The organism is Paraburkholderia sp. 35.1 (assembly GCF_050436525.1).
Lineage (GTDB): Bacteria > Pseudomonadota > Gammaproteobacteria > Burkholderiales > Burkholderiaceae > Paraburkholderia > Paraburkholderia tuberum.
Genome location: NZ_JBNDMJ010000002.1, coordinates 270,463 through 290,442 on the forward strand (window position 1 = coordinate 270,463; position 19,980 = coordinate 290,442).

Consider the following 19,980-nt stretch of genomic DNA (forward strand, 5'->3'; position numbering starts at 1 on the left):
CGACGTTTCCGATGAGAAAAGCGCACGAACGCCTGAATCGGCGCACAAAGGCCGCGGCCACGCCAAATGTTATGATCGGAAACATTATTCGCCCGATCAAGCGCATACCCGACCAGCAGCAAGCCTCATGGACACCCACCTCACCAAATCCGCCGACACGTCCTCCACCGATCTCGGCCGGCGCGTGCGCGCCGCCCGTCAAGCGCAGGATCTGACGCTCGAAACCGCGAGCCGCCTGTGCGGTGTCTCGCGCTCGACGCTGTCGAAGGTCGAAAACGGCCTGATGTCCCCCACGTTCGACGTGCTGCAAAAAATCGTGCTGGGCCTGAAGATCGAAATTGGCGAACTGTTCGGCTCGACGCCGAAAGTCAGCGCGAGCGGCCGGCGCGCGCTGACGCGCAAGAACGAAGGCCAGCGCCACGCTTATCGCGGCTATCAGATGGAGTTGCTCGCCACCGACCTGGCGCACAAGGCGATGCTGCCGTTTCGCATCCGCATCTCGGCGCACACGCTCGACGCATTCGACGACTGGGGCCGCCACGAAGGCGAGGAGTTTCTCTACGTGATCAGCGGCAGCGTGTGCCTCTATTCGGAGCTGTACGCGCCGACACATCTGAACACGGGCGACAGCCTCTACTTCGACAGCCGCACGGGTCACGCGGCGGTGTCGACCAGCGAGGAAGACGCCGAAGTGTTGTGGATGGCGACCAATGCGGACCTTCCGCATACACCGCCTGCCGCGAACGAGTCAGCGAAGAAATAGCGCGCCCTGCACGGTGCGCGCACACTCAGCGCGCCGCCAGCGCCCGTTGCGCGAGTTGCGCGATATGCAGTGCGTGTCGCCCTGTGCCGTGCTCGATCTGCTCGCGACAACTGAAGCCGTTGGTCAGCACGATCGTTTCCGCATTCGCCGCCATAGCGTCGCGCACGGCCTCAAACATGTCCTCGCCGATCTTTTCCGACAACGCGTGATGCTCGATGTTGAAGCCGAACGATCCCGCCATCCCGCAGCAGCCGGTATCGAGCAGCTTCCATCTGACGCCGAGCTTGTTCAGCAACGCCGTGTCGCCCTGCATGCCGAATAGCGCCTTCTGATGACAATGGCCATGCACGATCACATCGGCCGCGAGCGTCGGCCACTCGAACGGCTGACGCGCGACGAAATCGGCAAACAGATATGTTTGCGCGGACAGCTTCTTCGCCAACGCATGATCGGGGAGTTGCTTCAGCAACTCGTCCTTGAACACCGATAGACAGCCAGGTTCCAGACCGACCAGCGGCATGCCGGCGGCGATGTCGTCCGCGAGGTCGTCGACGATATGCGTGAGCAGCTCGCGCGCGCGTTCGAGCAGGCCGAAGTCGTACAGCGGACGCCCGCAACACAAACGTTTCTTCGGCAACACGACGTGCCAGCCGAGTTGCGTGAGCACCTCAGCGGCGGCCTGCGCGATCTCGGGCGTGAAGTGGTCGTTGAATGTATCGACCCACAGGATCACCTTCTTTGCGTCGCCGCCGAGCGCATGAATCGCGGATGCTTGCGACGACGCACTCCGTCGATAAGTTGCAGCGGCGAACCGCGGCAACGCACGCGTCTGCGCCACACCCGCGATCCATTTGCCGAGCGCGGACAAACCGGGCGCCGTCGTCAGAAAGTTCGTCGCGCGCGGAAAACGCGCGGCCCACGGTGCCCATTCGCCGATTCGTCCCATGAACAGCGCCTGACGCGGCCGACGATTGTTCTCATAGTAGTGGGAAAGGAACTCCGCCTTGTACGACGCCATGTCCGTATGCGTCGGGCAATCGGACTTGCAGCCCTTGCATGCGAGGCAGGTATCGAGCGCTTCTTTCACTTCGCGGCTGTTCCAGCCGTCGGCGATCACGTCGCCTTGCAGCATTTCCCAGAACAGATGCGCACGCCCGCGGGTCGAGTACTTTTCCTCGCGCGTGCCGCGATAGCTCGGACACATCGTGCCGCCTTCGAGCGAGCGGCATTTGCCCATGCCGATGCAGCGTTCGATCGCACGCTGAAAGCCGTCGCCCTCCTGGCTCGCGAACGCGAGCCTCGTATGCAGCGTCACCGGCTTGTACGCAGGGCCCATGCGCAGGTTTTCGTCGGCGCGGTATGCATGCACGACTTTGCCCGGATTCAGACGATTCGCCGGGTCCCAGATCGCCTTGAACTGCTCCATCGCCTGCATCAGCTCGGGGCCGTACATGATCGGCAGAAACTCGGCCTTCGCCTGGCCATCGCCGTGTTCGCCCGACAGCGAGCCGCCGAATTCGACCACCAGTTCCGCCGCTTCGCGCAAGAACCCGCGCCACCTCGCGATACCTTCCGCGCTGCGCAGATCGAACGTGATGCGCGCGTGCACGCAGCCGTCGCCGAAATGGCCGTACAGGCTCGTCTCGTAGCCATGGCGATCGACGAGCGCCTGAAAAGCGCGCAGATAATCGCCGAGCCGCAGCGGATCGACCGCCGCGTCTTCCCAGCCGACCACCGGATCGGGCTTGTCGCGATCCACTGACAACGCGACCGCCGACGCCCCCGTCTCGCGAATCGACCACACTTTCGCCTGCAAGGCGCGATCTTCGACGAGCATCGTCGAGATTTGCGGCCCAGCCGCGCCCGATTGGAAATACGCGGCGGCGTCGCGTGCCTGTTGCAGCACCTCGTCCTGCGTGTCCGCACCGAATTCGAGCACGACCCACGCATCGCCTTCAGGCAGCAGTGCGATCTCGTCCTTCTTCAGGCCGCGCGCCTGCAAGCCGCGAATGATCGCGCGGTCGAGTCCCTCGACTGCGATCGGCCCGCAGCGCATGAAATGCGGCACCGCGTCCGCCGCCGTATAGATGTCGGTGAAGCCGACCACGACGATCACGCGCCTGGCCGGACTCTTCACGAGCCTCACTTTGGCCTGCAACGTGACCGCGCACGTGCCTTCGCTGCCGACGAGCGCACGCGCGACGTTGAAGCCGTTTTCCGGCAGCAGTTGATCGAGATTGAAGCCCGACACGCGCCGCTTGATCTGCGGGAATTTCGCGCGAATCCGTTCGGCGTACGTGTCGCGCAGTTGCTTGAGCGCCGCGTAGATTTCGCCTTGTCGGCCACCCGCCGCGATGATGCGTTCGAGTTCTTCCCCGGAGGTCGGGCCGACCCAGAAACGCGCGCCGTCGAAGGTCGCGATTTCGAGCGCTTCGATGTTCTCGACGGTCTTACCGGCCATCACCGAATGCGCGCCGCACGAGTTGTTCGCGATCATGCCGCCGAGCGTGCAGCGGCTATGCGTGGCGGGATCGGGTGCGAACGTGAGGCCGTGCTGTTCGGCGGCATCGCGCAAGGAGTCGCACACCACGCCCGGCTCGACGACCGCGACGCCCGCAAGCGGATCGATCGAGACGACGCGGTTCAGATAGTTGCTCGCGTCGGCCACGACCGCGACGTTCACGCATTGGCCGTTCTGCGACGTGCCGCCACCGCGCGCGAGAAACGGCACGTCGTTGCGACGGCATGCGGCGAGCGTTGCGAGCAGATCGTCGATATCGGCCGGCACCACGACACCGAGCGGGACTTGCCGATAGTTCGACGCATCCGATGCGTACAATGCTTTGGAACCCTGATCGAATCGCACCTCGCCGCGCACGTGCTGGCGCAGGTCGCTTTCGAGCGCCTGCAATAGCTCCGCGCTGGCCGAGAAAGGCGTGGCGACACGCGGTTCATGCAAAGCGCCCCGCTGCGCGCCAACCCGCCGCTCTTCATCCAATGACAATGACGTCCCCACTGCGCACCTCGTCTGCGATGCCGGCGCTCGCGCCGCCGTCAGCGCTCAGGCCGCCTGGCTCGCGGTCATCCGGAAGATGCCCTGTGCGTTGCCCGCGTCGAAACGCCGGTCCGTTTCCCAGCGGCGCGCGTCCTGATCGAAACTGCGCTTGCGCGTAATGAATTCGAAGAACGAGCCCGGCACGTCGCGCGTGACGACGCCGCCGTCGGCCGCGCGAAATTCACGCTGCACGACATCCGCGCGATACGCGGTCTGGAACACGCGCCCGGAACGCGAATGCTCGACTTCGGGCTTCATCGGCCGACCCTTCGCCTTCTGTTCGTCCGACAGCTTGAAGACGTCCGCGACGCGATCGGTCGCGTGATTGAACGCGTTACCTTCGGTCGCGATCCACGCCATCTCCGCCGATTCCTTCAACAATACTTCGTAATCGGCTTCGTGTGGCATCTCGTGCTGACGCGCGAACGCACCGACGATCACCGGTAGCAACTCCTGCGCCGCATCGAGCGGCAGCACGCCATCGCGTTCGAGTTCCCACAAGAGGCCATGGGCGCGCGGCGTCAACGGATCGCGCGAGGCACCGATCACGTTCGTCACCGCCTGCTGGAACGCCGCGGAAAAACGCTCCGGGTGCAGTTCGCTGACGAAGAACTGCGCGATCTCGTCGGCGGCGTCCTCATGCGCCCACGCGCGGCCGGTCATGCCGAGACGATCGAGCGGGTAACGGCCGTTGATCCGAAAGCCGAGCGGCCGCAGGATGCGCGCGAACGCGGCCTCGCCGGGCGGCAGCGCGCCGCTGTGCGGCCAGCGCACGGTGCGCAGCGCGCCATGATCGAAGTACACGCTGCCGCTGGCGGCGACGGTTTCCTCCGTATAGCGGCGGCCGTTTTCCGAGCGCGCGAGCAGATCGTCGAACAGCGCCATGTTCATCGCCTGTGCGAGTTCGGCGCGCGTGACGCTGCCGCTTTCCCACTCGTTCAACACACGCGGATGATTCAGCGTCGCAAACAGGCGCGCGGCTTTCTGCGCGCCCAGCAGCTTCACCAGCAGTTGTTCGACGTTCGCATTCTTCAGGTTTCGCATCCGGCTTCTCCACGCTATACGTTGAGCGCTGCACGAGCGCCTCATAACGGGCGAGATTATTCGAAATGCGCTGCGCCCCGTAAAGCGAGATAAACTCGCCACTTGATGCGTTTTTGGAATTAACGTGCGAAAGTTCAAGATTCCCAACATGGGCGCGCTGCTCGCGTTCGAAGCCGCGGCGCGGCACCAGAGCTTCACGCATGCGGCGCGCGAATTGTTCCTCACCGAAAGCGCGGTGTCGCGACAGATCAATACGCTCGAAAGCAATCTCGGCGTGCGGCTGTTCGTGCGCGTCAAGCAACGCGTGGTGCTGACGCGCGCGGGCAAGGTCTACAGCGCGCAGGTGCGACGCTCGCTCGAACACCTCGATCGCGACACGCTGTCGATCATCGCGCACGGCAGCGGCGGCGGTTATCTGGAACTCTCGGTATTGCCGACGTTCGCATCGCAATGGCTGATTCCGCGCATGGCCACATTCAATGAACAATACCCCGAGGTGCGCGTGAACATGGGCGTGCGTACCGCGACGTTCCCGTTCGCCGAGACGCATTTCGAAGCGGCAATTCATTACGGCAAGCCGACGTGGCCGGGTACGTCGGCCGATTTTCTGTTCCGCGAGGAAGTAGTGCCGGTCTGCGCAGCGAGTCTGCTGAAGCGGCCGGTCCGCAACGTCGCCGAATTGCTCAACTATCCGCTGCTGCATTCGACGACGCGACCCGACGGCTGGGCGAACTGGTTCTCGAATCTCGGCGTCGACGAAAACCATACGATGCAGGGCGTGCGCTACGAACTGCACACGATGCTGATCAGCGCTGCCGCGGCCGGACTCGGCATCGCGCTGGTGCCGCGCTTTTTCGTCGACACGCAGTTGCAGCAGTTCGGTCTCGTGATTCCGTTCGACACACCCGCGCTCGCCGAGGCGGCGTACTACCTTGTCTATCCGACCGAGTTGAGTCACGGCAAGCCGCTCGCGAGTTTCCGCGAGTGGCTGCTGCGCGAGGCCGCCGCATACGGCGCGATTTATCCGGAGTTGGTGGAGAGGCCCGAGGGGGCGTGACGCGACGAAAGCCGCATGCGTGAGTGATCCAATCACGCACGCGACTACGCGCAGTGTTCAGCTGCCGGTGCGCGCCTGGGCCAATGCGGCGAGATTGCCTTCGCCGAAGCCATGATGTCCCTGACGTTGCACGATCTCGAAGAAAATCTCGCCGGCGCGGCGGCGCACGAAGGTCTGGAAAAACAGCAGCGGCACGCCGTCCGCGCCGATCTCGCCATCTACGAGCACATGCGTGTGCCGCAGTCGCTCGACATCGAGCCCGTGGCCCGGCAAACGTGCATCGAGCTGCTCGTAGTAGCGCGGCGGCGGCTCGACGAATTCGACGCCGTTCGCGAGCAGACGCTCGACGCACGCGAAGATGTCGTCGGTGGCGAGCGCGATGTGCTGCACGCCTTCGCCGGGATGATCGGGCAAATACTCGTGCATCAGGTTGGTCCGGCCCGTGCCTTCCTCGTACAGCGGCACGCGGATCGCGCCGCACGGCGACACCATCACGCGCGATTCCGCCGACACATGCCAGTTGGCGTGCAGCTCGTGGATCTCGCGGAAATTCAGCAGGTCGCGATAGAAGTCGATCCACTCCTGCATGCGGCCTTCGCCAACGGTTTGCGTCAGATGGTCGACCGCGATCAGGCCGCTGCCCGCGTGATTCAGATCGGCTGCGGCCGTGTCGATTTCGATGGGCCGGAAGTCGATGTCGAAGATCGAGATATCGCCGAGGCCGCCGCGCTGACCGCCTCGCCCGCGCCAACGATCGACGAAATAGATGTGCGAATCGCCGATGCCTTGAATGGCCGGAATCAGCAGTTCGCCGGCACCGAGGCGTTCGCCTTCGAACGCCCACGCGCCGAGTTCCACCGCGCGTTCGAACGCGCGCTGTGCGTCGGCGACGCGGATCCCGATCGCGCAGATGCCGACCCCGTATTCTTCCGCGTAGCGCGCTGCGAACGAATCGGGCTCCGCGTTGATCAGGAAATTCATCTCGCCCTGGCGATACAGCGTCACATCCTTGCTGATATGACGCGCGATCGCCTTGAAGCCGAGCCGCGTGAAGGTCTCGCCGAGCGCCTGCGGATCGCGCGCGGCGAACTCGACGAACTCGAGGCCGGCCGTGCCGAGCGGATTGTGCTGCGGCGCCAATACGGCGCGCTGCGCGGCCTCTGGAGTGGGCAAGTCGCTGGGCATGGCAATCTCCTTGTACGGTCTTTCGACGCGCGGCCGGTCTTTCCGGGTTCGGCGCGAAGTGTTCCGGTCGTTCGCGAGGGGCTGCGTGGTGCGTGCTCGCTCGTGGCGCGCACGCGGCGTGCCGCAGGAACAACGGTCTGTGGCGGCTTTCGCACCGTGTTTTTACACCGGGTCGCGGGGCGTTCGCAACCGTCTGCCCCGCGCGACCTCGCGCACCGCCTCGATGAACGCGCGTCCCACCGTCGACGGCTGCGTATCCGAGCGACGAATCAGCCCCACCGGCTCGCCGGTGCCCGCAAACGGCAGCGGCAGGCGCACCAGCATGCCGTGCGCGAGTTCGTATTCGACCGCGCTTTGCGGCACGAACCACACCGCGCCGTTTTCGAGCGTCAGCGCGCGCCCCGTGGATACCGACAACACCTCGACGAACGCCGACAACGGCGGCACGCCCCACGCGCCGAGCAGGCTCTCGGCCGATTGGCGGATCAGCGTGCCGAACGGCGGCAGCACGATCGGAAATTCCTCCAGCGACGTGGCGGGCAAGGCCTTCCCTTGCGCCAGCGGATGCCCGGCGCGCACGACCGCGATCAGCGGCTCGGTAAACAGTTGCTCGAAACTCAGGCCGACCATCCGCTCCGGGTCCGCGAGGCGGCCGATGGCGAATTCGATCGACCCCGCTTTCAGGCGTTCGAGCAATTCCGGATTTGCGCCGGTCGCGAGGCGCACGATCACGCGCGGCCACTGCGTCGCGAACTGTCTCAGCACGGGCGGTACCAGCACCGCGGCGACAGTGGGCAGCACACCGACTTCGAGCGTCGCGGCGGCCGCGCCCTCGGCCCGCGCAAGCAGATCGACGCCCTGGCGCAGCGCGCTCACGCAGGCGCTCGCGTGCGGCATGAAAAGCTGCCCCTCGCGCGTCGGCACTGCGCCGTGACGGCCACGCTCGAACAGCTTCACGCCGAGAATGGTCTCCAGCTCAGCGACCGTCTTCGATACCGCCGGCTGCGTGATGGACAAACTGTCCGCCGCCCGCTGGACGCTGCCGAACTGCGCGACGGCCAGAAAGCACTGGAGATGACGGAATTTGACGCGGCTATCCGCGAGACTGCGTTGCATAACGGAAGGTTATACGAAACGGGCAAAAACGTCATTTTTCATAACCGCACGCTTTGTATAAAGTGCGAGTCATAACGTCGCATCCCCGATTCCTCCAACGGAGACACCTCATGGAAGATTCAATTCTTTCGCCGCGAGATTTCGCGTCCCATCCCGAGTACATCTATCCGCCGTACGGTTCGTCGGTCAAACGCGGTCCGTCGCGTCCGCTGATTCCGCTGAAGGAACGGCTGCGGGACCAGCGCGTGCCGGTCTACGGCACCGACGACCTCGACCCGCTCGACAGCGACCTGACCCGCAACGCGGTGCGCAATGGCGAACCGCTCGGCGAGCGCATCATCGTGACGGGCCGTGTGCTCGACGAAGGCGGCCGCCCGGTGCGCAACACACTGGTGGAAGTCTGGCAAGCGAACGCCGCCGGCCGCTATGTGCACAAGGCCGACCAGCACGACGCGCCGCTCGACCCGAACTTCCTCGGCGCGGGCCGCTGCATCACCGACAACGAAGGCCGTTACCGCTTCATGACCATCAAGCCGGGCGCGTATCCGTGGGGCAACCATCCGAACGCCTGGCGTCCGCAGCACATCCATTTCTCGCTGTTCGGCGACCACTTCGGCTCGCGTCTCGTCACGCAGATGTACTTTCCCGGCGATCCGCTGCTCGCATTCGACCCGATCTACCAGGGCACGCCCGAGCACGCCCGTGAGCGCATGGTCTCGAAGTTCTCGCTCGACACCACGCAAGAGGCCTACGCGCTCGGCTACGATTTCGACATCGTGCTGCGCGGCCCGAACGAAACCCCGATGGAGCGCTAAGCCATGACGACTCTCAAGCAAACGCCTTCGCAAACCGTTGGTCCGTACTTCGCCTACGGTCTTTGCCCGCAGCAATACGATTTCGACTTCAAGAGCCTGTTCACGAACGTTCTGGCCGACATGGAAGCGGCCGGCGAGCACATCACGATCGTGGGTCAGGTGTTCGACGGCGACGGCAAGGTGATCGGCGACGCGATGATAGAGATGTCGCAAGTCGACTCGAACGGCCACTATCCGGAATCGCGCGAAGAAATTTTGAAGACCGGCTTTCACGGCTTTGCGCGCGTCGGTACGGGCACGGATCCGCACAAGCGTTTCATCGTCGAGACGGTGAAGCCGGGCCGCGCGAATCCCGACGAAGCGCCGCACATCGACGTAATCCTGACGATGCGCGGCATGCTACTGCACACGTTCACGCGCATCTATTTCGAGGACGAAGCGCAGGCGAACGAGCAGGACACCGTGCTGGCGTCGGTGCCGGCCGAGCGCCGTAATACGCTGATCGCGCGCCGCGTTGCCGGTACGGCCAACCTGTATCGCTTCGACATCCACATGCAGGGCGATCAGGAAACCGTGTTTTTCGACCTGTGATGCGCGATTCGTCGCGAGACTCCGAGCAGTAAAGATCGAGCCCGCCTTGTGCGGGCTTTTTTTCGCGCGGGCGTTTCGCGGTGCGCCTGCGCGCGTTCAGCAGCGGAAATGATCGATGCTTTGTCCGGCGTGAATCGCGCGCGCGAGCCATGCCGGTTTATCGCCGCGACCGTCCCACGTGTTACCGAACGCGTCGCGATACAGCACCGCGGCCACGGCGTTCGCATCGGCTTCGAGCGATTCGGCCAGCGCTTCGAATGTGATGCCGTGGTCGTCCATGCGTCGGCGGATCCACGCGATCATGCGCTCGCGCAGGCTCTCGTCGCGTTCGAACAGGCGTTGTTGTCCTTCTCGTTGTTTCATAACGTATTGGTGTCGCAGCTCTTGCTGGCATTAGACAAACGGGCAACTCGCATAGCAACGCGAGGCTCGTGCGTAATTCAATTTGAATGGAAGCAATTCGACGAATTCACGCGATCCATGCAAATGCGTGAAAACCCGCGTTTGCAAGAGATGCCTGTCAGATCCTGAATTAAAGCGCCTGAAGTAAAGCGCCTGAGTTGAAGCGCTGGAATCAAGCGAATCGGCTACTCGAAAAATCGGCGTGGCTCGAATTGCGCCCGTGTTTCGCGTCGTGCGTCGCCTCGTCGTGACGAGGGAGCTTCCGCGTATGGAAAGTCATTCTAGCATTCGATGTATTTGGGCCGCAGCAAAGAACTTTTTCTAATTTCACTGATTGCGCGACTTCCGAGTTTTCGGTATTCGTGGCTTCCGCCGCGCGACTGGCGGACAATGCGAGACTCTGTATTCGCCAGAACATCTGGCATCGGCCCGACATCAGGAGACACGACCATGCCCGCCTCGACCGCCATCCTCACGATCCTCGCCGCGCTGCTATTGGGCGCGATGAGTCCGGGGCCCAGCTTCGTCATCGTCGCGCGCAATGCGATCGGTCTGTCGCGCGGCGACGGTCTCGCGACAGCGCTCGGCATGGGTATCGGCGGTGTGTTTTTTAGCGGCATCGCGCTGCTCGGGCTCTATACGCTGCTCGCGACGGTCGAATGGCTCTACGTCGGGCTGAAAGTGGCCGGCGGCGTCTACCTGGTCTATCTGGCGTCGAAAATCTGGCGCGGCGCCGCGAAGCCGCTCGCGTTCAGCGAAACGCGAACCGGCAGCGGCGGCAATCCGCGCAAGTCGTTCTGGATCGGCTTGAGCACGCAGCTCAGCAATCCGAAAACGGCTGTCTATTACGGCAGTATCTTCGCTGCGCTGCTGCCGCAGCATCCGCCGGTGTGGTGCTATTTCGCGCTGCCGCCAGCGATCTTCGCGATCGAGGCGGGCTGGTACACGATCGTCGCACTGTGCTTTTCGAGCCAACGGCCGCGCGAAATCTATCTGCGCTGGAAGGGGTGGATCGATCGCATCGCCGCGAGCGCGGTGACCGCGCTGGGCCTGCGGCTGATTTTTAACGCGCACAAGGTGGGAATTTGACGGCAACCCGAAGCGGCGCGCACCGTCGTGACTCGATGCGCGCCACTCGCGCCGCCCTGAATCAGCGGTAATCGCGGCGCGTTACCCTTTCCCCTCCGCCTTGATCCGCGCGCGCAACTCGAACTTCTGGATCTTCCCCGTCGACGTCTTGGGCAACTCGCCAAAGCGCACCGCCTTCGGCAACTTGTAGCCGGCCAGAAACAGCCGGCAGTGCGCGATGATTTCCTCCTCGGTCACCTGCGCGCCTTCCTTCAACTCGATGAACGCGCACGGCACCTCGCCCCACTTCGGATCGGCCATCGCGACCACCGCCGCCACCGACACCGCGGGATGCCGGTACAGCGTGTCCTCGACCTCGATGCTCGAAATGTTCTCTCCGCCCGAAATGATGATGTCCTTGCTGCGGTCGCGGATGCGGATATAGCCGTCGGCCGTGCGCACGCCGAGATCGCCGGTATGGAACCAACCGCCTTTGAAAGCCGCTTCGGTCGCGCGCTCGTTCTTCAGATAGCCCTTCATGCAGATGTTGCCGCGAAACATGATCTCGCCGATCGTTTCGCCGTCGTCCGGCACCGGCGCGAGCGTGTCCGCATCGAGCACCGCGACCGCCGCCTGCAGGTGATAACGCACGCCCTGGCGCGCGGTCAGGTCGGCGCGGATTTGATCGTCGAGCGCGTCCCATTCGTCCTGCTTTGCGCAGACAGCCGCCGGCCCGTAGGTTTCGGTGAGCCCGTACACGTGCGTCAGATCGAAGCCGATCTGCTTCATCTTCGCGATCACCGCGGGCGGCGGCGCGGCGCCCGCGACCATCGTCGACACGCGATGCGTGATGCCCCCGCGCCATTCGGCCGGCGCATTCACGAGCGAACTCTGTACGATCGGCGCTCCGCAGTAATGCGTGATGTGTTCGCGACGAATCAATTCGAACACGATCTTCGCGTCGAACTTGCGCAGACAGACGTTGACGCCCGCGCGGGCGGCCACGGTCCACGGAAAGCACCAGCCGTTGCAGTGGAACAACGGCAGCGTCCACAGATAGACCGCGTGCTTCGGCATGTCCCATTCGAGGATGTTGCTCAGCGCGTTCAGATACGCGCCACGGTGATGGTAGACGACGCCCTTCGGGTCACCGGTCGTGCCCGATGTGTAGTTCAGCGCGATCGCGTCCCATTCGTCGGCGGGCGGAGCCCACTCGAAGGAAGGGTCGCCGGTTTGCAGGAACTGCTCGTAGTCCGTCGCGCGCATGAACTGCGCGGCGTCGGCGGGCTGCGCGTCCGCCACGCTGATCACGCGGAGCTCCGGGAATTCTAGCGCCGCGCGATGCGCGAACTCGCCGTATTCGGTGTCGACGATCAGCGCCTTCGCCTCACCGTGGCGCAGCATGAACAGCAGCGTCGCGACGTCGAGCCGCGTGTTCAGTGTATTCAGCACGGCGCCGGCCATCGGCACGCCGAAGTGCGCCTCGACCATCGGCGGGATGTTCGGCAGCAGCGCGGCGACCGTGTCGCCGCGGCCGATGCCGGCCTCGTGCAGCGCGCTGGCGAGCCGCCGCGCACGCTCATAGGTCTCGCGCCAGTTGCGGCGGATCTCCCCATGGACGATCGCGAGCCGCTCGCCATACACTTGCGCTGCGCGCACGAGGAAATCGATCGGCGTCAACGGGACATAATTGGCCTCGCGCCGCCCGAGGCCTTCGTCGAACATGTGCTGTGTCATTGCTTCGTCTCCTGAGGCGCGAGCCGCGCCGCCGATTGTTGACCGTGTTCTGTGAATGAACCAGGGCCTAGCCTAGCAATTGTCGTCATGAACTGTCTGTCATTCAAATGACAGAGTGGCGCGATTGTTCGTCGCGTGCGCGTGGTTTCGCGCGCTCGCCGCCGATCATCAGGCGATGGTGCTCGCCAGCGCACACGCCGAGCACTTTGAAGGCGGTGCGTGGATCGCCCGCCGTCAGCAACCGTCCGACTATTGGATCGGCGTGCACTCGGGGCTCATCAGGCTCGCTATCTACAACGCGTCGGGCCGCAGCTGCACGCTGTCGGGCGTGCCGCCGGGCGGCTGGTTCGGCGAAGGCAGCGTGATCAAGCGCGAATTGCGCAAATACGACGTGGCCGCGATCCAGCCGTCGCTCGTGATGTTCGTGCCGTCCGCGACCTTCCATGCGTTGCTCGAATCGAGTCTGCCGTTCACGGGCTTCGTGATCCGGCAATTGAACAACCGGATGGGGGAATTCATCGCGTCGATCCAGAACACCCGGCTGCTAGACGTGGACGCACGCGTCGCGCAATCGCTCGCGCAGCTGTTCAATCCGGATCTGTATCCGGACACGGGTCGCACACTGGCGATTTCACAGGAAGAAGCCGGTCTGCTCGCGGAAGTGTCGCGGCAGCGCATCAATCAGGCGCTGCAGAACCTCGAGAAGCTGCGGATTTTGCGACTGTCGTATAACCGGATCGAGGTGCTCGATCTCGAGCGACTGGCCGCGTACGGGCGGGAACAGATCTAGCGACGCGACTGGCGCTCGCTACCCGGCGCGCACGCCGCCCTTGCGCGTCGCGCGCGTTTCGAAAGCGTCGTCGGTCTTGAACAGCGCGAGCATGATCGCGCTCAACACGCCCGTTTTTTTCCAGCGCAGATAGTAGCGATGCGCGGTCTGGTACGGGACGTAGTGCTCGGGCATTGCGCTCCACGGCGCGCGCGCGTGCAGCACCCACATCACGCTATCGAGCACGTGGCGAATTTCGATCGGCGGACGACCACGGCGCGGGCCGTCATCATGCAAGGTTTCAGGTAACAGCGGCGCGACCCGCTGCCATTGCTCGTCGGTCAGCTCCTGAACGACTGGCGAGGTCTCGATGGATTCGCAAGATGGACTATTCATGCGTGAAAGCGCGCGCGTAAAACGCGTGCTGGCGTCGCTCCGAAAGTCGTGTCGATACGTCAATTCGCTCGAGACTACTCGCAGCTTGCCTGGGAGAAAGTCAACTTTTGTCACAGGAACGGCGCGATCACCAACAGCCGCTGGGGTCTGCGCGGCTCGGAAGACCTCTGCTCGGCGATACCTACGACCCGCTCACGGTCGGCAACTACAACGAGAACTCGTGGCTGCCTGGCGCGCTCGGCGCGGGGCTTTACGCCGATAACGCGATCAGGTACACGGGCACGTTCAAAGGCCTGACGGTGGCCGCGATGTACTCATCGGCACGAACTCGGAATCGACCGGCGACGGCGGCTTCTCGGGCCAGGTGCCAGGCCATCTCGGCGCGGGCAACATGTACGGCTTCACGCTGTCGTACGCGGCGGGTCCGCTGCCGGTCGCGGCCGGCGTGCAGCAGAACAGCGACAACAGCAATCACAAGCAGACCATCTTCAACGCGAACGCGGTCTATGCGTTCAGCTCGACGAAGCTGTACGTCGGCTATCTGCATTCGAAGGACGAGACCGGCTTCGTCGACAGCGCGCTCGCGCAGCAGACGCTCGTGCCGGGCGTCGATATCGTCAAGGGCTCGGGCCGCATCGACAACGGCCCGTTCGCCGGAGTCAGGTGGCAGGCCATGCGCGCGCTGACGCTGACGGGCGCCGCGTACTACGACCACATGTCGAACGCGGCGATCGGCGCTGGTCAGCTCGGCAGTGGCTATCGCTACACGTTCGTCGCACTGGCAGAGTACGCGCTGTCGAAGCGCACCGAGGTGTACGGCACCGTCGATTTCGACAAGGTGTCGGGCGCGGCGTCGGTCGAACTGCCGGCCCGCGACAACCAGACCGGCGTTGCGCTCGGTTTGCGGACAATTTTCTGAATCGTTTCACGTCGTCATGGCAAAACGGGCGTCCCCAGGGACGCCCGTTTTTTTCGCCTCGCATACGGAAACCGGCTCACCGGTCTGCCGCGCGCATAAAAAAAGGTGCCGCGAACGGCACCTTTCTGTACTACAGGCAGCTTCTGCTGAAGCTTAGAAGCGGTGACGCAGACCGACCGTAGCAGCCGTCTGGTTCTTCGACGACGAGGTCGGAACCGTGTTGTCGCCGCTGTAGATCGAAGCCACGCCGCCGTCACCCATTGCGTGCTGGTACACAGCCTGAGCGTAGACGTCGGTGCGACGCGACAGCGAGTAGTCAGCCTGCAGGCCGATCTGGTGGTAACGGGTCTTCATGTCGTTACCGTCGGCGTTGATGCCGTAGCCGCGCGCGTCGGTGAACGTGTACGCGACGCCGAGAGCCATAGCCGGGGTCACGTTGTACTTGCCGTTGATTTCGTAGTTGTTGGTGTGGCCTTGACGCTGACCAGGAGCTTCACCAACCAGGTTGTCGACGCGCGATTGCGTCCATGCCACGCCAACCAGCGCCGGGCCGAAGCCGTACGAAGCGCCTGCGCCGAACTGACGCTGACGGAAATCGCCTTGCAGCACGCCCGCGGTGTTCGCCAGAACGCCGTCCGATGCGCCGCTTGCGTTAGCAGCCGGGTTGTTTTGCTGAGCGTAGGCAGCACCGAGGTGCAGGCCTTGCCACTGGTATGCGGCGCCCAAGCTGTACTGACGGTTGTTTGCGAAGCCACCAGCCTGGTTCGAGAAGCCGTACGTGCCGCCGAACGTGAAGCCAGCGTAGTTAGCGCTCGAGTACTTGACCGAGTTGTTGACCGACAGACCACCGTTGGTGTTCAGGTTGTCGTTGTTGAACGGGTGCGCGAAGTACGTGCCGCCCCAGCTGCCCGTTGCGGTCAGCGGTGCGAGGTAGTCCTGCGCTGCGTCGTACTGGCGACCTAGCGTGACCGTACCGAATTGCGAGCTCGACAGACCGACGAAGGCCTGGCGGTTGAACATGCCGTTGTTGTTAGCGTACTTGCCGTTGTTGATGTTGAAGCCGCTTTCCAACGTGAAGATTGCCTTCAGACCGCCGCCCAGATCTTCCGAACCACGCAGGCCGAACATGCTCTGGTTGATGCCGCCGCTACCTGCTGCCCACTTGGAGTTGTGGGCAACGTTGCTGGTGTACGTCAGACCTGCGTCGAGCAGACCGTACAGGGTCACGCTGCTTTGTGCGTGAGCGACCGAAGCGAACGATGCGGCAGCCGAAACGACGATGAGACTCTTTTTCATGGGAACTCCAATTCGAAAAATTTATACGGGGAGCAGGACCTGCTTCAGCAGCCGATGCATCGCATTTGCCGCCGCCCGCTTGGCCGAACCGTGGGGATCGACCGGGCACCCTTGAAGCGAAGCGTGAGTGTAGGGGGACACCCTGGTACCGACGCAGGCAATTCCCGCAACAGGATCTTTCGAAATTCGCAACAATGTTAGAGCCGATGGGGATAACTTCTTGTTTTTCCACCGTTTATTGCAAGATCGAGGGGCCGGATCGACAGCTCCAGCCAAAACGAATTTGCAACGCCTCAATATCCTGAGTTGCGCGTTTGCAACAGTGCTTTAATACGCGTGACGTAATCGGGTCGGAGCAAATTGACGAAAAGACCGGCCGATATTTTTGTAATCAAATGGTTGAAGTGACGGTTTTCCGCGTCGTTTGAGATTTATTTTTGGAGCGCCGGAACTTAATAGAGTTAATTGCAGTCATCCTCGCGCACCCGCCAATTAATGGTTTCCGGCGGGGCGATTAACTCGTCGAATCACCAAGACGGCTCATTCACCTAATCTTTATTGACCGAGGCAGGCAATCGCTGCCGCCCCCGAGCAGCGCAACGGTTCGAGCCCACCGCGTCGAATCAGCATTCGCTATTGAGACATCGCCATTGCGGCGGTCTTCTGATTTTTCGCTTTAGCGAGCACCCTCTGTCACGTCTCTATAAGATGCGCGTGCGATTCGAAAAAACCTTCAGCATGGGCGTTGCCCGGAGGTGAATTGCGACGCCGGCCACCGCGTGACAAGACCCGCGCTGAAAGCGGACGGCATGCATCAACAAGCCTTTCGCATTCAATTAAGGGCGGGGTTGCGCCCGCTTTTACACGGGGTTTCCCTGATTACGCGTGATCACCGCTTATGGCTGGCGCGGAGCGCGCTTAAGCGCCTCCTCGTCCGCGGGCGAGGAGCCTGGCGCGAGCGGGTCGGTGTCGGGCGGTGTGTGGGGCAACGGACGCCGCTCGCCGGGGTTGAGGCTGGCACTGGGTCGCCCAGCTGAGGCAGCCGAAGGCCGCCCAGAAACAAAAAAGGGTTCCGGAATTCGGAACCCTTTTTTCGATACTTTGGTGGGCCGGGTGGGATTCGAACCCACGATGTCCTTTCGGAGGTGGATTATGAGTCCACTGCCTGCAACCAACACGGCGTCCAGCCCAAGAAAAAAGACCCGGTCGTGAAGGCCGGGCCCGTTTTGTCGATTGGCCGACATACTACACGAAAAAGGAGCCTCCGCAACCGCTTCGCTTCGCTTCGGCGAAACGACCGGGAGGCCCCCCTTTGATCGCATCATTTGCGGCCAACCGCGGCCGTCGCCGTCAATTCCCTTCGAGGAATGACTTCAGCTTGTCCGAACGGCTCGGATGACGCAGCTTGCGCAGCGCCTTCGCCTCGATCTGACGAATTCGCTCACGCGTCACGTCGAACTGCTTACCGACTTCTTCGAGCGTGTGATCCGTGCTCATCTCGATACCGAAACGCATGCGCAACACCTTCGCTTCGCGCGGCGTCAGCGAATCGAGCACGTCCTTCACGACGTCGCGCATACTCGCGTGCAACGCCGCATCCGCCGGGGCGACCGTGTTCGTATCTTCGATGAAGTCGCCCAGATGAGAATCGTCGTCGTCACCGATCGGCGTTTCCATCGAGATCGGCTCCTTCGCGATCTTCATGATCTTGCGGATCTTGTCTTCCGGCATTTCCATCTTCTCGGCCAGCGTCGCCGGATCCGGCTCGAGACCGGTTTCCTGCAGGATCTGACGCGAGATGCGGTTCATCTTGTTGATCGTTTCGATCATGTGAACCGGAATCCGGATCGTGCGCGCCTGGTCGGCGATCGAACGCGTAATGGCCTGGCGGATCCACCACGTCGCATACGTGGAGAACTTGTAGCCACGACGGTATTCGAACTTGTCCACCGCCTTCATCAGGCCGATGTTGCCTTCCTGAATCAGGTCGAGGAACTGCAGACCGCGGTTCGTGTACTTCTTCGCGATCGAGATCACGAGACGCAGGTTGGCCTCGGTCATTTCGCGCTTCGCCTGGCGCGCCTTAAGCTCGCCGGCCGCCATCTGACGGTTGGTTTCCTTCAGGTCCTTCAGCGGCAGCACCACGCGCGCCTGCAGATCGAGCAGACGTTGCTGCTGTTCGCGGATCGCCGGAATGTTGCGCGTGAGGATCGCGCTATACCCGTGACCTTCGGCGACGATCTTGTCGGCCCATTCGAGGTCCGTCTCGCTGCCCGGGAAACGCGCGATGAATTCCGCACGCGGCATGCCGCACTTGTCGACGACCGTATGCAGGATCTGACGCTCGACCTGACGCACTTCATCCACCTGCGCGCGCAGCGTGTCGCACAGACGCTCGACGGTACGCGCGGTGAAGCGGATCGTCATCAGCTCGTTCTGGATGGTTTCCTGCGCCTTCAGATACGACTTGGACTTGTAGCCTTCCTTCTCGAACGCGCGGCGCATCTTGTCGAACCATTCGCTGATCGACGCGAATTTTTCGAGCGACGCGCGCCGCAGCGCTTCGAGCTGCGCGGCGTTGGCGGTGGCTTGCGCCGCGCCATCGTCTTCTTCCTCGTCCTCTTCGTCCTCTTCCTCGGCTTCCTCGTCTTCATTCTCGATCGCTTCCGCCTCCTGCGCGGAGAAGCCGTCGGCGTCTGCCGCGTCGACGTCGATCAGACCGTCGACGAGTTCGTCGATGCGCGCTTCGTCGTTGGCGACGCGCTCGGCCATCGCGAGAATGTCGGCGATCGTGGTCGGGCACGCGGAGATGGCCATCACCATGTGCTTCAAGCCGTCTTCGATGCGCTTCGCGATTTCGATTTCGCCTTCACGCGTAAGCAGCTCGACCGTGCCCATTTCGCGCATGTACATACGCACGGGATCGGTGGTGCGGCCAAATTCGGAGTCGACGGTGGACAGCGCGACTTCAGCTTCCTCTTCGACTTCGTCGTCTGACGAAGCCGCGGGCGCGTTGTCGTTGAGCAGCAGCGTTTCAGCGTCCGGGGCCTGTTCGTAGACCGCGACGCCCATGTCGTTGAACGTGCTGATGATGCCTTCGATCGCCTCGGTCTCGGTGAAGTTGTCCGGCAGGTGATCGTTGATTTCAGCGTACGTGAGGAAGCCGCGCTCCTTGCCGAGCTTGATCAGGGCGCGCAGCTTGGAGCGACGCTCCTCGAGTTCCTCCACCGTGCCAGGCTGCGACGACGCGAACGCATCCTTCAGCAGCGCTTTTTCCTTTGCACGACGGTCGCGAGCCTTGACCTTCTCCGGCTTGCCCGGTGCGGCAGCAGCGGTTTCTTCGGTCTGGGTTGCATCGTCATCGACGGGTACTTCATTCAGCTTTTTCGTCATGGAGTTCGCCGTACCGGCTGTAGTCTCGACCCCCGGCTGTTGGACAACAGCCGGTTGAACCGTGGATACTGAAGTCACGCGCGCTACCGCATCGTCCTGAACGGCAGCCGCTTCCCTTGCGCTTCTGACACCCGCCCGCTTGGCAGCCGGCGGTGCTACAGCTTTCGCCGCCCGAACCGGTGCGGCCTGCGCGGCCGCAGTGGTCGACGACTTCTTCCCGGCAGCCGGTGCAACGCTGACAACAGACGTTCTTCTGGCGGATGCAGTCAGCCTGGCTTCGGTAACTTTTCCGGTGCGCTCTTTAGCGCGTGAGCCCGTTGCATGATTTCCGCCTGTCGTCTTTGCCATCGCATCGCCTTTCGCCTTTGCTAGGA

At 63.1% G+C, this 19,980-nt stretch carries 14 protein-coding genes, 1 tRNA gene and 2 pseudogenes; 7 read left to right on the forward strand and 10 right to left on the reverse strand.

What is annotated here, in order from left to right; genetic code table 11:
• Positions 1-127: 127 nt before the first annotated feature.
• Positions 128-763, forward strand: a complete 636-nt coding sequence (locus OKW27_RS07090) for a helix-turn-helix domain-containing protein (RefSeq protein ID WP_090808454.1) — start codon at positions 128-130, stop codon at positions 761-763.
• Positions 764-788: 25 nt separating this feature from the next.
• Here the strand turns inward: OKW27_RS07090 and OKW27_RS07095 are convergent, their stop codons facing one another.
• Positions 789-3,761, reverse strand: a complete 2,973-nt coding sequence (locus OKW27_RS07095) for an FAD-binding and (Fe-S)-binding domain-containing protein (RefSeq protein ID WP_429334563.1) — start codon at positions 3,759-3,761, stop codon at positions 789-791.
• A 63-nt stretch (positions 3,762-3,824) separates the two neighbouring features.
• On the reverse strand, positions 3,825-4,862 hold the full coding sequence (locus tag OKW27_RS07100) for a DUF1338 domain-containing protein (RefSeq protein WP_429333039.1): 1,038 nt from the start codon (positions 4,860-4,862) through the stop codon (positions 3,825-3,827).
• Between the two features lie 124 nt (positions 4,863-4,986).
• Between OKW27_RS07100 and OKW27_RS07105 the strand changes: the two genes are divergently transcribed.
• On the forward strand, positions 4,987-5,919 hold the full coding sequence (locus tag OKW27_RS07105) for a LysR substrate-binding domain-containing protein (RefSeq protein WP_429333040.1): 933 nt from the start codon (positions 4,987-4,989) through the stop codon (positions 5,917-5,919).
• A gap of 57 nt (positions 5,920-5,976) precedes the next feature.
• Here the strand turns inward: OKW27_RS07105 and OKW27_RS07110 are convergent, their stop codons facing one another.
• On the reverse strand, positions 5,977-7,104 hold the full coding sequence (locus OKW27_RS07110; protein ID WP_187612155.1) for a 4-hydroxyphenylpyruvate dioxygenase family protein: 1,128 nt from the start codon (positions 7,102-7,104) through the stop codon (positions 5,977-5,979).
• Between the two features lie 162 nt (positions 7,105-7,266).
• Positions 7,267-8,220, reverse strand: a complete 954-nt coding sequence (gene pcaQ / locus OKW27_RS07115; RefSeq protein ID WP_090808443.1) for a pca operon transcription factor PcaQ — start codon at positions 8,218-8,220, stop codon at positions 7,267-7,269.
• 110 nt (positions 8,221-8,330) lie between these two features.
• Between pcaQ and pcaH the strand changes: the two genes are divergently transcribed.
• Positions 8,331-9,035, forward strand: a complete 705-nt coding sequence (gene pcaH / locus OKW27_RS07120) for a protocatechuate 3,4-dioxygenase subunit beta (protein WP_090808441.1) — start codon at positions 8,331-8,333, stop codon at positions 9,033-9,035.
• 3 nt (positions 9,036-9,038) lie between these two features.
• Positions 9,039-9,626 (forward strand): protocatechuate 3,4-dioxygenase subunit alpha, encoded by a 588-nt coding sequence (pcaG, locus tag OKW27_RS07125; RefSeq protein WP_429333041.1) that lies wholly within the window; start codon positions 9,039-9,041, stop codon positions 9,624-9,626.
• A gap of 96 nt (positions 9,627-9,722) precedes the next feature.
• On the opposite strand, the gene OKW27_RS07130 is transcribed toward pcaG, so the two are convergent.
• Positions 9,723-9,989: an H-NS family nucleoid-associated regulatory protein gene (locus tag OKW27_RS07130; RefSeq protein WP_187612158.1), complete on the reverse strand. Its 267-nt coding sequence runs from the start codon at positions 9,987-9,989 to the stop codon at positions 9,723-9,725.
• Between the two features lie 489 nt (positions 9,990-10,478).
• On the opposite strand from OKW27_RS07130, the gene OKW27_RS07135 reads away from it, so the two are divergent.
• Complete coding sequence (locus OKW27_RS07135; RefSeq protein ID WP_184057444.1) at positions 10,479-11,117, forward strand: LysE family translocator; 639 nt, start codon at positions 10,479-10,481, stop codon at positions 11,115-11,117.
• Positions 11,118-11,198: 81 nt separating this feature from the next.
• Here the strand turns inward: OKW27_RS07135 and OKW27_RS07140 are convergent, their stop codons facing one another.
• Entirely contained in the window at positions 11,199-12,833 is a 1,635-nt protein-coding gene (locus OKW27_RS07140; RefSeq protein WP_429333042.1) for an acyl-CoA synthetase, read from the reverse strand.
• A 124-nt stretch (positions 12,834-12,957) separates the two neighbouring features.
• Between OKW27_RS07140 and OKW27_RS07145 the strand changes: the two are divergent.
• Positions 12,958-13,623, forward strand: a pseudogene (locus OKW27_RS07145) (Crp/Fnr family transcriptional regulator); the annotation flags it as partial.
• Between the two features lie 18 nt (positions 13,624-13,641).
• Here OKW27_RS07145 and OKW27_RS07150 read toward each other — a convergent pair.
• Positions 13,642-13,998 (reverse strand): transposase, encoded by a 357-nt coding sequence (locus tag OKW27_RS07150; RefSeq protein ID WP_429333043.1) that lies wholly within the window; start codon positions 13,996-13,998, stop codon positions 13,642-13,644.
• 143 nt (positions 13,999-14,141) lie between these two features.
• Here OKW27_RS07150 and OKW27_RS07155 point away from each other — a divergent pair.
• Positions 14,142-14,917 (forward strand): annotated as a pseudogene (locus OKW27_RS07155) (porin); the annotation flags it as partial.
• A 153-nt stretch (positions 14,918-15,070) separates the two neighbouring features.
• On the opposite strand, the gene OKW27_RS07160 reads toward OKW27_RS07155, so the two are convergent.
• The 3 genes from OKW27_RS07160 to rpoD all read right to left on the reverse strand — a co-directional run bounded on the left by OKW27_RS07160 (position 15,071) and on the right by rpoD (position 19,954).
• Positions 15,071-16,213 (reverse strand): porin, encoded by a 1,143-nt coding sequence (locus OKW27_RS07160; protein ID WP_090808426.1) that lies wholly within the window; start codon positions 16,211-16,213, stop codon positions 15,071-15,073.
• Positions 16,214-17,315: 1,102 nt separating this feature from the next.
• A tRNA-Ile gene (locus tag OKW27_RS07165) sits at positions 17,316-17,403 on the reverse strand.
• Positions 17,404-17,563: 160 nt separating this feature from the next.
• Positions 17,564-19,954: an RNA polymerase sigma factor RpoD gene (gene rpoD / locus OKW27_RS07170; protein ID WP_090808422.1), complete on the reverse strand. Its 2,391-nt coding sequence runs from the start codon at positions 19,952-19,954 to the stop codon at positions 17,564-17,566.
• Positions 19,955-19,980: the final 26 nt, after the last annotated feature.